This window comes from Trujillonella endophytica (assembly GCF_900110555.1).
Lineage (GTDB): Bacteria > Actinomycetota > Actinomycetes > Mycobacteriales > Geodermatophilaceae > Trujillonella > Trujillonella endophytica.
In genome coordinates this window covers 32827-47165 of record NZ_FOEE01000020.1, presented here as the reverse complement: position 1 = coordinate 47165, position 14339 = coordinate 32827, and the positions used below count along the sequence as shown (strand labels likewise).

The following is a 14339-nucleotide window of genomic DNA, read 5'->3' as shown; positions in this document are numbered from 1 at the left end:
GGGGGCGCGGTCCGGGGGCACACTCGAGGCGGACAGCGGCACCGACGCCGCCGACGGGAGGAATCCGACGTGACGATGACCGACCGGCCCGCCGCCGCCCCGGTGGCCGCCACCCCGTTGCCGGCGGGGGCCGCCTCCGCCGATGCCGCCGGCCGCCCGCTGCGGATGGCGATGCCGCCGGAGTTCGCCTCCGTCGAGGAGGAGCGGGCACACCGCAAGGCGAAGCTGGCGGCGGCCTTCCGGATGTTCAGCCGCGCCGGGCTCGACGAGGGCGTGGCCGGGCACATCACGGTGCGCGACCCCGCGGCGCCCGACACGTTCTGGGTGAACCCCTTCGGGATGCACTTCAGCATGGTCCGCAGCAGCGACCTGGTGCGCGTCGACGAGTCCGGCGCGGTGGTGGAGGGCGACCGGGCGGTCAACGGGGCCGCGATCGCCATCCACTGCGCGGTGCACGCCGCGCGGCCCGACGTCCAGGCCGCCGCGCACGCGCACGGCCCGTACGGCAAGACGCTGTCCTGCCTGGAGACGACCATCGAGCCGCTCACCCAGGACGCCTGCGCCTTCTACGAGGACGTCGGGGTGTACGACCGCTACTCCGGCGTCGTGCTCGACCCCGAGGAGGGCCGCCGGATCGGCGCGGCCCTGGGCCCGCACAAGGCGGTGATCCTGCGCAACCACGGCATGCTCACCGTCGGCGCCTCCGTGGACAGCGCGGCATGGTGGTTCCTCACCCTGGAGCGCACTGCGCAGGCGCAGCTCGCGGCCTACGCCGCCGCCGCGGGGCTGGGTAGCCCGCCGCGGCGGATCGGCCCCGAGGAGGCCACGGTGACCCGCGGCCAGGTCGGCTACGAGTTCGCCGGCTGGTTCCAGTTCCAGCCCATCTGGGAGCGGATCAGCCGCGACCAGCCCGACCTGTTCGACTGAGGTCCGGGCCCGCCGCGCGGGGCCTCACCGCGGCCGGCCCAGGAGCAACCGGACCCCGCCGGCGACCGCCACGCCCAGTGCCGCCCCGGCGACGACGTCCAGGGGCAGGTGGGCGGCCACGTGCACCCGCGTCAGGCACACGGCCGTCGCGGCGGCGAGCCCCGCGATCCGCCCGCGGCGCCCCAGCCACGGCCACGCCGTCGCGAGGAGCGCGGCGACGACCGCGGCGTGGCCGGAGAGGTAGCCGCGGCCGGCCGCCGCCGCCCCCCGGATCACGACGTCGGTGAGCAACCCGTCGGGCCGGCCGCGCTCGACGATGCGCTTGACCACCTTCGCGACGTAGTAGGTCCCGGCGCCGGCCAGCAGCAGTCCCGCGGCCAGCCGCCACTGCCGGTAGGCGGCGGCGAGCAGGGCCGAGGCCGGCACGACGAGCAGGTTCCCCAGCTGCATGACCGGCCACACGAGGGCGAACGGCAGCACGTCGACGCCGTTGACGGCGCGGAACACCGCCGCCTCGGCGGCCGGGACCCGGGTCGCCTCGACCGGCAGCGACGCGAGGACGAGCGCCACCGCGCCGCCGGCGAGCAGTGCGGCGTCCCCGCCGGTCCGCACCAGGCGGCCGGGCAGGGCCCGCGTGCGGGCCCTCACGCCTCCTCCGGCACCAGGTCCGTCCGCGGGGCCGAGTTCGGCGGACGCCGCCAGGACCGGTTGTGCCGCCAGAACAGGTAGGTGGCGACGCCCAGGGGGATGGGGAGGACGTAGGTCAGGGCCCGGAACACGAGGACGGCGGCAGCCACCAGCGCCCGCTCGTCGCCGGCGGCGGATAGGCCCGTGATCAGCGCCAGTTCCACGACGCCCAGCCCGCCGGGGGTGAAGGGGATGGCGGTGAGCAGCCGGGCGAACGCGAAGACGGCGAGGGCCTCCACCGCGGAGACCTCCTCGGCGTCCACCCCGACGGCGCGCAGCGAGAGCAGCAGGACGGCGAACAGCGAGAGGTGGCTGACCACCGTGGCCAGGGTCAGCCAGTGCCAGCGGGCCCGCAGCAGCAGCACCGTGCGGTCGCGGAACTTCGTCGTCGCCCGGTCCCAGCCCTGCACCGGTGGCCGGCCCAGGGGGCGGCGCAGCGCGGTCGCGACGGTGCCGGCGGCGATCCCGATGCGGGCGGCGCCCTCCCGGCTGCGCAGCAGCAGGCCCAGCAGGACGACGGCGACCAGGAGCCCGGCCACGCCGACCAGCCCCGCCACCAGCCGCCCGGGCGTCGGCGGCGCGGAGAAGGCCAGCAGCACGAGGGCGAGCACCGGCAGCGCCAGCTTGGCGAAGTTGTTCCAGAGCCCGGACAGCAGCAGGCAGACCGACGTCCGGGAGCGGGAGAAGCCCCAGGACGAGTTCATCGCGTAGGTCAGGCCGAGGGAGAGGGCCGCCCCGCCGACGACGGTGTTGGAGACCGCGGTCGTCGTGGTGGTCGAGACGGTCGCCTCCCGGAGCCGGAGCCCGGGCATGGTCGTGATCATGACGAACTGGTACGTCGCGATGTTCCACGCGGCGGCCAGGCCCAGCACGGTCAGCTCCGCCCACGACATGGCGGTGACCGCCGACCAGACCGACGAGAGGCTGGTGAACTGCGGCAGGAACCAGGCGAACACGGCCGCGACCAGGGCGAGGGAGAGCAGCGGCGCGACGACCCGCCGCCAGCGCGGCGTCGTGCGCTGCGGACCACCGGCCGGGGCTTCCGGCGGGATCAGCGGGCGGGCGGTCGTCACGGCGATGCCCCCTCGTCGTCGTCGGCCGGCGGGTCCAGCTCCAGCCGGCCGCCGGTGTCCCCGCGCACCTGGGCGGAGAGGTCCGCCCGGCTGACGACGCCGATCCCCTGAGTGGCCAGCGCCAGGGGCTCGCCCCGGTACTCCCCGCCGAGGGTGAACACGACCGTCAGGCAGCCGCCCTCGAACAGGTAGAAGCGCCTGCCGTGGAACTCCGGGGTCACCTGCGTGACGCGCTCCAGGCGGCGCAGCCCCTCCCGGTCGGTGGGGATCTCCGTCGCGCCCGCGGTGTCGCACGACTCGTCGAGCCGAACCTCGATGGCGCGCGGGCCGTCGCGGTCGGAGTCCAGCCAGAACCGGGCCGATCCGCCGGCCGCGTCGAGCCCGCCGAACCCCCAGCCCAGCGGCACGCCCTCGACGCACGGCACCCAGGTCGCGCTCGGCACGGCCTGCGCCATGAGGACGACGCCGTTGGCGGCCTCGCCGTCGTCGTCGGAGCACGCGGGCACCTCGCGGCTGACGCTGGCCTCCTCGGCGGCGCACCCGCCGAGCACGAGCGCGCCGACGGCGCCCAGCGCGATCGGCGCCCGGCCCGCGCGCGGGGCGCTCACAGCGGGGAACCCACGAGGTCGACGCCGACGGCGACGGCGAGGGCCAGCCCCGCGACGGTGATCAGGCTCAGCCCGACGCGGCGCAGGGTCCATCGCTGGATCGGCACCGGCGGCAGCTGGTAGGGCAGCAACGCGAGGAATTCCCCGTGCAGGTCCCGGCCCTGGGCCCGGATCATGCGGCGCAGCTGGGAGGGCATGGTGAGCCCGCGGGTGGCCGCGAAGGCCTCGGCGATCTCCTCGTCGGAGAACTGCTTCCGGGCCCGCGCGTAGACCCGTGCCGCGTCGGTGCGCAGTGCCAGGACCAGCATCATGTTGGCCAGGTCGACGGCCTGCCGCCACGGGCTGGGCCGGACCTCGGCGAAGGCCGGATCGATGAGGAACAGCGTGCCGTCGCGCACGAGCAGGTTGGCCGGCTTGATGTCGCGGTGCGCCATGCCGATCTCCCAGAGCCGGCGCACCACGGACAGCCCCTGGTCGATGATCGCGTCGTCGATCTCGGCGTCACCGATCTCCACGGCGTCCTGGACGAACTCGGCGACCAGCAGGTACTCGCGCTCGGGCGTGATCTCCACGATGCCCATCGGATGGGGCACGGGCAGTCCGGCGTCCCACAGGACCCGCAGCACGTAGTCCTCGTACTGCACCAGCCGGCGGACGCTGTGGTAGGGCTTCTCGTCCTCGAGCCGCCCGTACAGGAGCGTGCGGCCGAGCTTGTACCAGCGGTCGGAGTGCACGTGCGTGGCGGCGTACAGCTTGCCGAAGACGCAGCTCTCCTCCGCCGCCGCGGACGGGTGCGCCCGGACCGTGATCCGCAGCGGCGTCGAGCCGCCGGACCCGGACAGGGCGAACGGCGCCACCTTCGTGGCGACGACGCCGAGCTGGTCCTGGAGCGCGCGGACGATCGCCGCGCCGCGGGCCCCGGTCACGTCCAGGTGTGCCGGTCTCCCGCGCCGGTAGCGCACCGGGTAGACCTCGTTGGGCGTCAGCAGGCGGAAGGCGGCCAGCGGCACGGCCACGCCGAGCACCACGCTGGTCACGACGTCGGTCGGATGGTCCTGGGCCAGGTACAGCCGGGACGCGGCGGTGGCCGCCAGCAGCGCGCACACCACCCACTTGCCGATCTCCCGGGGCCGGCCGGCGGGGACCAGCGCGTAGAGGGTGCTGACCAGGAACGTGGCCAGCACCGTGACCGGCAGCGAGGGCATCGAGAAGCCCGACCACCGGCCGATGATCTCCACCTCGAAGGGCCGCGGCCGCTGCAGCATGGCGGCCGCCACCGCGGTCAGGTTGACCACCACCAGCCCGGTGACGAGCCAGACGAACAGGTGCCGCCACCGCCGGACCAGCACCAGGACGACGAGGTTGACCAGCCAGATCACGTGGATGGCACCGGAGGTGGCCAGGCCCCCCGCCACCTCCGCCACCTGCGTGAGCGGATCGCTGCGCACCTCGGCGACGGCCTGCAGGATCCGGGTGTCGGCGACGTCGACGTAGGCGATGCTGTCGGTGACGAAGACGACGGCCCACACGGCGAGGACGACGCCGCTGAGGGCCAGCCACAACTTGCCCGACGTGGCGAGGTGCCGCGGCAGGGGCGGGGCCTCCCCGGACGGCCGGCGGCGGCGTCGGACGCGCTGGATCGCGGGCGGGGCGGGCCGCGGGGCCGCGCCCAGCTCGGACGTGGACGCACCCGACACCCGCCCCGCCGCCGCGTGCGTGGCTGCCGCCATGCCGGCCGATGGTCCCCCCGATCGGGTTCGGGGACAACGACCCTTGGTCCCGTTCGCCGCGGCGGTCGGGCCGTTAGCGTGGCGGTGCCCGGGGGGCCCGGGCACCGGCTCCGGGGAGGAGTCCGCGATGCGCTCTCGCGCTCTCGCCGCCGTGCTCCTGCTGACCGCCGGGCTCGTGGGGTGCGCGACCACCGAGGACGACGCCCCGGCTGTCCCGGCCGGCACCGTCCGCGTGGCGTCCTACGACTTCCCCGAGAACCAGATCCTCGCGGAGCTCTACGCCGAGGGGCTGCGCCGGGCCGGCCTGGAGGTGGCGGTGCAGCACGGCGTCGGCACCCGGGAGGTGGTCCTGCCCGCGCTGGAGCAGGGAGTGGTCGACGTCGTCGTGGAGTACCTCGGCACCGCGGGGGAGTTCTTCCGGCCCGACGCGGACACGGCGCGGCGCGGCGTCGACGACCTGCACGCCGACCTCGCACAGATCCTGGCCCCGCGGGGCCTGACCGTGCTCGCCGCCGCTGCCGCCGAGGACCAGAACGGGTTCGTCGTGCTGGCGCGCTTCGCCGCCGAGCAGGGGATCAGCCGGCTGTCCGACCTCACCGCGCTCGCCCCGGACCTCACCTTCGGCGGTCCGCCGGAGTGCGCCGACCGGCAGCACTGCCTGGTCGGCCTGCGAGCGGTGTACGGGCTGGAGTTCGGCGCCGTCCTCAGCATGCCGTCGCGGGCGGCCACCGTGGACACGCTGCTGGCCGGAGGGATCGACGTCGGCCTGCTCGAGACCACCGATCCGCACCTCACCGACCGGTCCCTGCTCCTCCTCGAGGACGACCGCGGCCTGCAGCCGCACGAGAACGTCGTCCCGATCGTCGCGACCGACGTGCTCCGGGCCGCCGGCGACGAGCTGGCGGCGACCGTGGACGGCGTCAGCGCGCGCCTGACGACCGCCGACCTCGTCGAGCTGAACCGGGTCGTGGCGCTCGACGGGCGGACGCCCGCGGAGGCTGCGGCGCAGTGGTGGGAGGCCGCCGGCTAGCGAGGGGCCGCTCCGTCGGAGGGTCCGAGCTCAGACCAGCGCGCTCTCGCCGGTGACGGCGCGGCCCACGATGAGGCTGTTGACCTCGCGGGTGCCCTCGTAGGAGTAGATGGCCTCGGCGTCGGCGACGAACCGGCCCACGTGGTTCTCCAGCAGGATGCCGTTGCCCCCCATCAGCTCGCGGGCCCAGCCGACGGTCTCGCGCATCCGCATGGTGCTGTAGGCCTTGGCCATCGAGGCGTGCTCGTCGCGGAGCCGGCCGCAGTCCTGCAGCTGGGAGGCGCGGGCGCAGAGCGTGGCCGAGGCGGTGATGTTGCCCAGCATCCGGAAGACCAGGTCCTGCACCAGCTGGAAGCCGGTGATCGGCCGGCCGAACTGCTCGCGCCCCTCCGCGTAGCGCAGGGCGTGCTCGTAGGCGCCGCGCGCGCACCCGACGGCCGACCAGGCGACGCCCACGCGGGTCGCGCGCAGCACCCGCGCGGTGTCCCGGAAGGAGTTCGCGCCCTGCAGGCGGTCGGCCTCGGGCACCCGGACGCCGTCCAGCGTGATGTGCGCGTTCTGCACCGCCCGCAGCGCGATCTTGTCCTTGAGGTCGACCGCGGAGTAGCCGGGGGTGCCCTTCTCGACGACGAAGCCGAGCACCGCGTCGGTCCGGTCGTCGCGGGCCCAGATGATCACCAGGTCGGCGAAGCTGCCGTTGCCGATCCACTTCTTCTCGCCGGTGAGCACCCACTCGTCGCCGTCGCGGCGGGCGGTGGTCTGCAGCCCCCGGGCGACGTCGGACCCGTGCTCGGGCTCGGTGAGCCCGAACGCGCCGATCAGCTCCATCCGCGCCATCGCCGGCAGCCAGCGCTCCTTCTGCTCCTCGGAGGCGCACAGGTGCATGGTCCCCATCGCCAGGCCGCCGTGGACGCCCATGAAGGTGGCGATCGACGGATCGCCGCGGGAGAACTCCATGGCGACCATGCCGTCGAACAGCGAGGAGCGGCCGGGGGAGCCGTACCCGGAGTACTGCGCTCCCGCGACGCCCAGCTCGGCGAGCCCGGGGACCAGCTCGTGCGGGAACTCCCCGCGCGTCCAGTAGTCGTTGATCACCGGCTGGACACGGGTGTCCATGAAGTCGCGGACCCGGTACAGCCGCTCCCGGTCGGCGTCGTCGAGCAGCGCCTCGAGCTCGTAGAAATCCGAGGTCACGGGCGGGGTCATGGGGCCTCCTGGAGGGCGATCGGGCTCCGTCGCCCGCGGCCCCGTGGCCCTACCCCCGGGGCCGGGGCGGGCAACCGGCGCCGGCCCTGGCATGCGGCCCGCCGGCGCGGGGAAGTACCGGACGGTTCAGTCCCGCACCGAGAGGTCGTGTTCCCGTGCCCCGAACCCTCGCCGATCAGTCCGAGTCCGAGCTCGGCGGTCCCGGCAGTGTCCTCACCAGGCAGCGCCGTGACCACGCGCGGCTCGACGGGCTGCTGCACGAGCTCGACGGCACGACCGGCCGGGGGCAGGAGGCGGTGCTCCGGCGCATCGACCGGCTGGTGTTCGCCCACGCCTTCGCCGAGGAGGCGGTCCTGTGGCCCGTCGCCCGGAGGGTCCTGGCCGACGGCGAGGCGCTCACGCTGCGGATCGAGCAGGAGCACCAGGTGGTCAGCGACCTGGTGGCGGCGCTGGAGGAGGGCGGGCCGGACGATCCGCGGCGGCCGGCGCGGCTGGCGCGGCTGGTGGAGGTGCTGCGCGCGGACGTCCGCGACGAGGAGGACCTCCTGCTGCCCCGCCTGCAGGAGAGGCTCGACCCGCACGAGCTGCGCCGCCTCGGTCGCCACTGGGAGCTCGTGCGGCGGATCTCCCCGACGCGCCCGCATCCGACGGTGGCCCGCCGTCCGCCGGGCAACGCCCTCTCGACCCTGCCGCTGTCGGTGATCGACCGGACCCGCGACCTGATCGACTCCGGCGTCCGCCTGGGCCCGGCGCGGCTGGCGCCGGTCGGGGAGGCGGTCAGCAAGGGGCTCGCGGGGGTCGCCGCGCTCGTCGAGCGGACGCCCCCGGCCCGGCACGGCTGAGCGGAGTCGCCGGGGAACGGAAACCGTCACCGAGCGACTCCGCTCGGCTCAGTTCGTGTGGCGGGGCTTGGGCTCGGCGCGGGCGTCGAGCTGGATCTCCTTGTGGGCCTCGGGCACGCCCTCCTTGAGCTCCTTGGTCCGCTCGATCTCGGCGTCGAGCTCGATGCCGAACAGCAGCGACAGGTTGATCAGCCAGAACCAGATCAGGAAGATCACGACGCCGGCGAGCGCGCCGTAGGTCTTGTTGTAGCTGCCGAAGTTGCCGACGTAGAAGGCGAACGCGGCCGACGCCACGACGGCGACCAGGATGGCCACGCCCGCGCCGGGGCTGACCCACTTGAAGCCGCGGAGCTTCGCGTTCGGGGTGGCGTAGTACAGGATCGCGATCATCAGGGCGAGGACGACGACCATCACGGGCCACTTGGCGACGTTCCACACGCTGACCGCGGTGTCCCCGAGCCCGATCGCGCTGCCGACGGCCTCCACCACGGGGCCGCTGAGCACCAGCATCGCGACGATGAGCGCGGCCATGAGGACGCCGATCAGGGTGATCAGCAGCTGGAGCGGCTTGAGCTTCCAGATCTTGCGGCCCTCGGGCGTCTCGTACACCACGTTCGCGGCGCGGGTGAAGGCGCCGACGTAGCCCGACGCCGACCAGATGGCGGCGGCGAGACCGATGATCAGCGCGAACCCGGCGGTGCCGGTGTTGCCGGCGATCTGGTCGATGACCGGGTTCAGCGTGTCCGCGGCGTCGGCCGGGACGACCTTCGTCAGCGCGTCGGACAGCTGCTGGGGATCGGTCAGCAGACCGATGATCGACAGCAGCGCGATGAGCGCGGGGAACAGCGCGAGGACGCCGTAGTACGTCAGTGACGCAGCGCGGTCGGTGAGCTGGTCCTCGCTGAATTCCTTGAGGGTGCGCTTGATGGTGCCCATCGTCGTGGGCGTGCGGTCCGCTCCCCGGGGAGCGTTGTCGAACCGGGTCGAGCTGACCGCGTCGTCCTGGGGGACGGGGTCGCCGGCGACGTTGCCGGAGAAGCGGGTGTCCTTGGCGGCGGCGGTGGTGGCCGCGCTGCGGGATCCGGTGGAACGGGCCATCGGGGGGGTCCTCCGGTCGGGGTCTGCGAACGTGCTCGCCGTCGATTGCCCCGGACGGTCGCGTTCCATTCGCGCCGGCGGGGTGTCGCGGTGACGCGGAGTGCCGATGTCGGCACCCATGACCCGGACGCGCCGGTGGGCCGGGACGCGCCGGACCGCCGTCGGACCGGCCGATCCCGCGCGGCGGGACACCATGACCGCGATGAGCAGGACGGTGCCGCGCCGCAGCGGCGATGTGAGTCGTGTCACCAACAGTCAGGAAACGATCACAGATCGACGATTGAGATGTAGATCGACGGGGGACACAGGTCCCGACGACGTGCCGCCCGCGGTTGCGGCGGGCGAGAGAAGAGATCGACAGGGGGAGTTCGCACGATGATGTTCTGGCCGGCAGTGACCCTGCTCGGGTTCCTGGTGCTGACCGGGCTGGTGATCGTGATGGGATCCTCCAGCACAGCGCGTTACGAGCGCGAGCGCGCCGCGAGCGCCCCCCGTGCGGCGCAGTCCGCGCCCGAGCCGGTGGCGGTCACCGCCGGAACCGCCTGACCTGATCCCCGGATCGGTCCCCCGGACCGTTCCCCGCCCACCGCGCCCCGCTGCTCCTCCCGGAGCCGCGGGGCGCGGGCGTGTCGCGGCTCAGAGCCAGGTCTCGTCGGTGTCCAGGACCGTCCGGTCGAGGGATTCCAGCAGGTCCAGCCGCGTGTGCACCGCGGGCAGCTCGTAGCGGTGGAAGTAGCGGGCGGCCGCGCGCTTGCCCTCGTAGAAGGGGGTGCTCTCCTCCCGGGTGGCCAGGGCCTGCTCCAGCCACAGCCACGCGACGACGACGTGGCCCGCCGCCTCGAGGTAGGCGGTCGCGTTGGCCAGGGTGACGGCGGGGTCGCCGGCGCCCCACAGCGTGGCCGTCACCGCGCCGAGGCGGGCGACGGCGGCGTCGAGGTCGGCCGCGAAGCCGGCCCAGGCCGTGCCGGCGGCCCGCGCGGTCGTCGCGGTGATCGTCTCCCCGAGCAGTCGTAGCCCGGCGCCGTCCTGCATGAGGACCTTGCGCCCGAGCAGGTCCAGGCCCTGGATGCCGTTGGTGCCCTCGTGGATCGGGTTCAGCCTGTTGTCCCGGTAGAACTGCTCGACGGGGTAGTCGCGGGTGTAGCCGTACCCGCCGTGCACCTGGATGGCCAGGTCGTCGGCCACCGGGCCGTACTGCGAGGGCCAGGCCTTCGCGATCGGCGTCAGCATCTCCAGGAGCAGGTGCGCGCGGTCGCGGGCCTCGGGCGCCTCCGCCGTCTGCTCCTCGTCGACCAGGCGCGCGCAGTAGAGGCCGAGCGCGAGCCCGCCCTCGGCGTAGGACTTCGCCGCGAGCAGCATCCGTCGGACGTCGGTGTGCTCGATGATCCGAACGGCCGGAGAGGTCGGGTCCTTCGCCGCCGGTGGGCGGCCCTGGGTGCGCGTCCGGGCGTACTCCAGCGCGTGCAGGTAGCCGGTGTAGCCGAGGACGGTCGCGCCCATCCCCACGCCGATCCGGGCCTCGTTCATCATGTGGAACATGTAGGTGAGGCCGCGGTGCTCCTCACCCACCAGGTACCCGACCGCTCCGGCCCGCCCGCCGGGGGTGTGCCCGCCCTCGCCGAAGTTGAGCAGGGTGTTCGTCGTCCCCCGGTAGCCCATCTTGTGGTTGAGCCCCGCGAGGACGACGTCGTTGCGCTCGCCGAGGGAGCCGTCGGCGTCCACCAGGTACTTCGGGACGACGAACAGCGAGATGCCCTTCACGCCGGGCGGACCGCCGGGGATCTTGGCCAGGACGAGGTGGACGATGTTCTCGGTCAGCTCGTGGTCGCCGCCGGAGATCCACATCTTGTTGCCGGTCAGCCGGTACGTGCCGTCGTCCTGGCGCTCGGCCCGGGTGGTGATGTCGGCCAGCGACGAGCCCGCCTGGGGCTCCGAGAGCGCCATCGTGCCGAACCAGCGGCCCTCGACCATCGGCCGCACGTAGGTCTCGACCTGCTCGTCGCTGCCGTGCGCGATGAGCAGCCGGGCGTTGGCCATCGTGAGGAACGGATAGGCCGAGGTGCCCACGTTCGCGGCCTTGAACCAGGCGAACACCGCCTGGCCGACCGTGTGCGGCAGCTGCATGCCGCCGAAGCGCTCGTCGAACTCGCCGGCCAGCAGCCCGGCGCCGGCGAAGACCGCCAGGGCGCGCCCCACCTCGGGGATCATCTCGACCCGGCCGTCGACGAACCGCGGCTCGTTCTCGTCGGCCGTGCGGTTGTGCGGGGCGAAGTGCTCGGTGGCGATCTGCTCGGCGAGATCGAGCACCGCGTCGAAGGTCTCGCGGGAGTGCTCGGCGTAGCGGGGGCGCTTGACCAGGCTCTCGACGTCGAGCCACTCGTGGAGCAGGAAGTCCAGGTCCCGGCGGTTGAGGATCAGCGAGGACGCGGGCACGGTGCCTCCAGCACGGCGACGGATCGGACGCCGTCCACCGTAGGCCGGTCACCCGACCCGCGTCGGCGTCACCGCCGCGCCCCTCTCGGCCGCGATACCGGCGGGTTCCCGACGGTGCCGGTCGCATCGCGCCGGCAACGCCGGGAACCCGCCGGCAGGGTGGAGCGGGCCCGGACTCGGGGCGGATTCGGCAACCGACCTCAGGCGGTGCCGGCGCCGCCGGGGCGGCCCGTCGGAGGTGCCGTGGACGTCGGCGCGGCGGCGCCGGCGGCCTGGGTGGCCTGCTCCCCGGCGTCGTCGCCGTCCGGGGCCCCGGCGGTCCCCTCCGCGGCCTGCCGCGCCTGGATGCCCGACTTGTTGCTCAGCTCCAGCTGCGGCAGGAACAGCAGCACGAAGAAGCCGATCGCCACCACGCCGGCGGCGATGAGGAACACCAGGTCGATGGAGTCCGAGAAGCCGACCTTGAAGGCCTGCACCGCCGCGGGCGGCGCCGAGGAGATCGACGTCGTGTCGCTCAGGGCGCCCTCGACGTCGATGGACTCGGCCGCGCCGCCGAGGCCGGCCGAGCGGAACGCCTCGGCGATGTCGACGGGCAGCCGGGAGAACAGCAGCGACAGGAACACCGCGACGCCGAGCGTGCCGCCCATCTGCCGGAAGAAGGTCACCGACGAGGTGGCCACGCCCATCTCGGTCGGCGAGACCGAGTTCTGCACCGCCAGGATGACGGGCTGGAAGTTGAACCCGAGCCCCAGGCCCAGCAGCACCATGAACGGGAAGAGGACCCAGATCGAGGTGTCGGCCTCGACGACGAACGACAGCGACACCAGCGCCACGACCATGAAGACGATCCCGACGAGCGGGAAGATCTTGTACCTGCCCGTCCGGGAGATCGCGATGCCCGAGCTGACGGCGCCGGTCATGATGCCGGCGACCATCGGGATCATCTGCAGGCCGGCGACCGTCGCGCTCGAGCCGTGCACGATCTGCAGGTACTGCGGGAGCAGCAGGATGCCGCCGAACATGCCGGCGCCCATCACGACGCTGCCGATGCCGGCGATCGCGAACGTGCGGTTGCGGAACATCCGCAGCGGCAGCAGCGCCTCGTCCCGGTAGGCGCGCTCGGCGGTGATGAACAGGACGAAGCCGAGGGCGCCGATCAGGTAGCAGGCCAGCGCCGCGGGCGACCCCCATCCCCAGATCCGGCCCTGCTCGGCGACGATCAGCAGCGGCACCAGGAAGGTGACCAGCGCGAGCGCGCCGGGCCAGTCGATCCGGTGGTCGCGCCGGGTGTGCGGCAGGTGCAGCACGCGCACGACGACGGCGAAGGCCAGCAGGCCCAGGGGCACGTTGATCAGGAAGATCCAGCGCCAGCCGGTGAGGCCCAGCACCGAGTCCTGGCCGGCGAGGAAGCCGCCGATGACCGGTCCGAGCACGCTGGAGGTGCCGAAGACCGCCATGAAGTAGCCCTGGTACTTCGAGCGCTCACGCGGCGGCACGATGTCGCCGATGATCGCCAGTGCCAGCGACATCAGGCCGCCGGCGCCGATGCCCTGCACCGCCCGGAAGGCCGCCAGCTGGTACATCGAGGCGGCGAACGAGCACGCCAGCGAGCCGACCACGAAGACCGCGATGGCGAACAGGTAGAACGGCCGCCGGCCGTAGATGTCGGACAGCTTCCCGTACAGGGGCGTGGTGATCGTCGAGGTGATCAGGAAGGCCGTGGTCGCCCAGGCCTGGAGGTCGTAACCCTGCAGGTCGTCGGCGATGGTGCGGATCGCCGTGGAGACGACGGTCTGGTCCAGCGCGGCCAGGAACATGGCCACCATCAGGCCGACGATGATCGTGACGATCTGGCGGTGGCTGAACTGGCCGGAGGCGTCCGGCGCGGCGGCGGCCGCGCGGGCCTCGCTGCGCTGGGCGGCGGTTCCCCGTGTGGTCTGGGTCATCGGGCCTCTTCCGGGTCGGAGGGGACGGCGTCGTCCGGGAGCGGGGGGTCGTCGGCGAGCGCGGCGTCGTCGGGCAGCAGGGCGGCCATCCCGTCGACGAGGCGGCCGAAGAGGGCGGTGAACGTGGCCAGGTCGGCGTCGTCCCAGTCGGCGGTGATCTGGGCGAGGTGTCCCTCGCGCTCGGCCCGCAGCTGCGCGAGCGTGGCGTGGCCGGCGTCGGTGACGACCAGCCGGCTGGCCCGGCCGTCGGTCTCGTCGGCGATGCGCCGCACGAGCCCGTGCTCGACCAGCATCGCGACGTGGCGGCTGATCGTCGACGGGTCGGCATGCACCAGGTCGGCCAGCGCGCTCTGCCGGAGCGGGCCCAGGCGCACGAGCGGGAAGAGCAGCACGTGCGCGGCCCGGTCCCGGCTCTGCCCGGTCGTCGCGGTCTTGTAGGCGTGGATCAGCCGGACGAGCCGCGGCATCACCTCGCCGATGGTGCGCAGCTGTGCCTGCCGGTCGCCGCCGGCGGATCTGGTCACGAGCGCTCCCGGGGGCAGCAGGGATCGGCGGACGCCGGAAACAGATGCATCGTACAACCGGTTGCACCCTGCATGCGGCTGCGCGCCGGGTCCGGCGGCGCGTCCGGACGCGGGGCGGATGCCCCGCCGCGCGGAGTGGGATCCTGGGGTGCCGATACCCGGGGACAGGTTCCTCACTCCTGCCCGGACCGCGCCCGCCACCCGATGGGGGCGACCCCACCAGCACCGGAGAGGA

The 14339-nt window shown here is 73.8% G+C and carries 13 protein-coding genes; 4 read left to right on the top strand and 9 right to left on the bottom strand.

What is annotated here, in order from left to right:
- Nucleotides 1–75 precede the first annotated feature (75 nt).
- Nucleotides 76–927, top strand: a complete 852-nt coding sequence (locus BMY88_RS21770; RefSeq protein ID WP_091949066.1) for a class II aldolase/adducin family protein — start codon at nt 76–78, stop codon at nt 925–927.
- A 24-nt stretch (nt 928–951) separates the two neighbouring features.
- Here BMY88_RS21770 and BMY88_RS21765 read toward each other — a convergent pair whose 3' ends face one another.
- The 4 genes from BMY88_RS21765 to BMY88_RS21750 are packed head-to-tail and all read right to left on the bottom strand — an operon-like array spanning nt 952 to nt 5025.
- The gene (locus BMY88_RS21765; protein ID WP_091948963.1) at nt 952–1575 is read right to left on the bottom strand and encodes a phosphatase PAP2 family protein; all 624 of its coding nucleotides are present in this window, start codon (nt 1573–1575) and stop codon (nt 952–954) included.
- Nucleotides 1572–2687: a lysylphosphatidylglycerol synthase transmembrane domain-containing protein gene (locus BMY88_RS21760; protein WP_244524849.1), complete on the bottom strand. Its 1116-nt coding sequence runs from the start codon at nt 2685–2687 to the stop codon at nt 1572–1574. Before BMY88_RS21760 ends, BMY88_RS21765 begins: the two co-directional genes overlap by 4 nt.
- Nucleotides 2684–3295 carry a hypothetical protein gene (locus BMY88_RS21755; RefSeq protein ID WP_091948960.1) on the bottom strand — a complete coding sequence of 204 codons (612 nt, stop codon included), beginning with the start codon at nt 3293–3295 and terminating at the stop codon, nt 2684–2686. The genes BMY88_RS21760 and BMY88_RS21755 overlap by 4 nt, the downstream gene beginning before the upstream one ends.
- Nucleotides 3292–5025: a phosphatase PAP2 family protein gene (locus BMY88_RS21750; protein ID WP_139220549.1), complete on the bottom strand. Its 1734-nt coding sequence runs from the start codon at nt 5023–5025 to the stop codon at nt 3292–3294. Before BMY88_RS21750 ends, BMY88_RS21755 begins: the two co-directional genes overlap by 4 nt.
- Nucleotides 5026–5152: 127 nt before the next feature.
- Here BMY88_RS21750 and BMY88_RS21745 point away from each other — a divergent pair, with 127 nt between their 5' ends.
- Nucleotides 5153–6055, top strand: coding sequence for an ABC transporter substrate-binding protein (locus tag BMY88_RS21745; protein WP_091948957.1), 903 nt, complete (start codon nt 5153–5155; stop codon nt 6053–6055).
- Between the two features lie 30 nt (nt 6056–6085).
- On the opposite strand, the gene BMY88_RS21740 is transcribed toward BMY88_RS21745, so the two are convergent.
- Nucleotides 6086–7261 carry an acyl-CoA dehydrogenase family protein gene (locus tag BMY88_RS21740; protein WP_091948954.1) on the bottom strand — a complete coding sequence of 392 codons (1176 nt, stop codon included), beginning with the start codon at nt 7259–7261 and terminating at the stop codon, nt 6086–6088.
- Between the two features lie 155 nt (nt 7262–7416).
- Between BMY88_RS21740 and BMY88_RS21735 the strand changes: the two genes are divergently transcribed.
- Nucleotides 7417–8103, top strand: coding sequence for a hemerythrin domain-containing protein (locus tag BMY88_RS21735; protein ID WP_091948951.1), 687 nt, complete (start codon nt 7417–7419; stop codon nt 8101–8103).
- A gap of 48 nt (nt 8104–8151) precedes the next feature.
- Here BMY88_RS21735 and BMY88_RS21730 read toward each other — a convergent pair whose 3' ends face one another.
- Nucleotides 8152–9201, bottom strand: a complete 1050-nt coding sequence (locus BMY88_RS21730) for a YihY/virulence factor BrkB family protein (RefSeq protein ID WP_091948948.1) — start codon at nt 9199–9201, stop codon at nt 8152–8154.
- Between the two features lie 375 nt (nt 9202–9576).
- Here BMY88_RS21730 and BMY88_RS24005 point away from each other — a divergent pair, with 375 nt between their 5' ends.
- A complete protein-coding gene (locus tag BMY88_RS24005; protein ID WP_170861236.1) occupies nt 9577–9747 on the top strand; it encodes a hypothetical protein in 171 nt (56 codons plus the stop codon).
- A 90-nt stretch (nt 9748–9837) separates the two neighbouring features.
- Here BMY88_RS24005 and BMY88_RS21725 read toward each other — a convergent pair whose 3' ends face one another.
- From BMY88_RS21725 to BMY88_RS21715, 3 genes are all read right to left on the bottom strand, one after another.
- A complete protein-coding gene (locus BMY88_RS21725) occupies nt 9838–11634 on the bottom strand; it encodes an acyl-CoA dehydrogenase (RefSeq protein WP_091948945.1) in 1797 nt (598 codons plus the stop codon).
- Nucleotides 11635–11834: 200 nt separating this feature from the next.
- Nucleotides 11835–13580 (bottom strand): MDR family MFS transporter, encoded by a 1746-nt coding sequence (locus BMY88_RS21720; protein WP_091948941.1) that lies wholly within the window; start codon nt 13578–13580, stop codon nt 11835–11837.
- Entirely contained in the window at nt 13577–14104 is a 528-nt protein-coding gene (locus BMY88_RS21715; RefSeq protein ID WP_244524848.1) for a MarR family winged helix-turn-helix transcriptional regulator, read from the bottom strand. The genes BMY88_RS21720 and BMY88_RS21715 overlap by 4 nt, the downstream gene beginning before the upstream one ends.
- Nucleotides 14105–14339 lie beyond the last annotated feature (235 nt).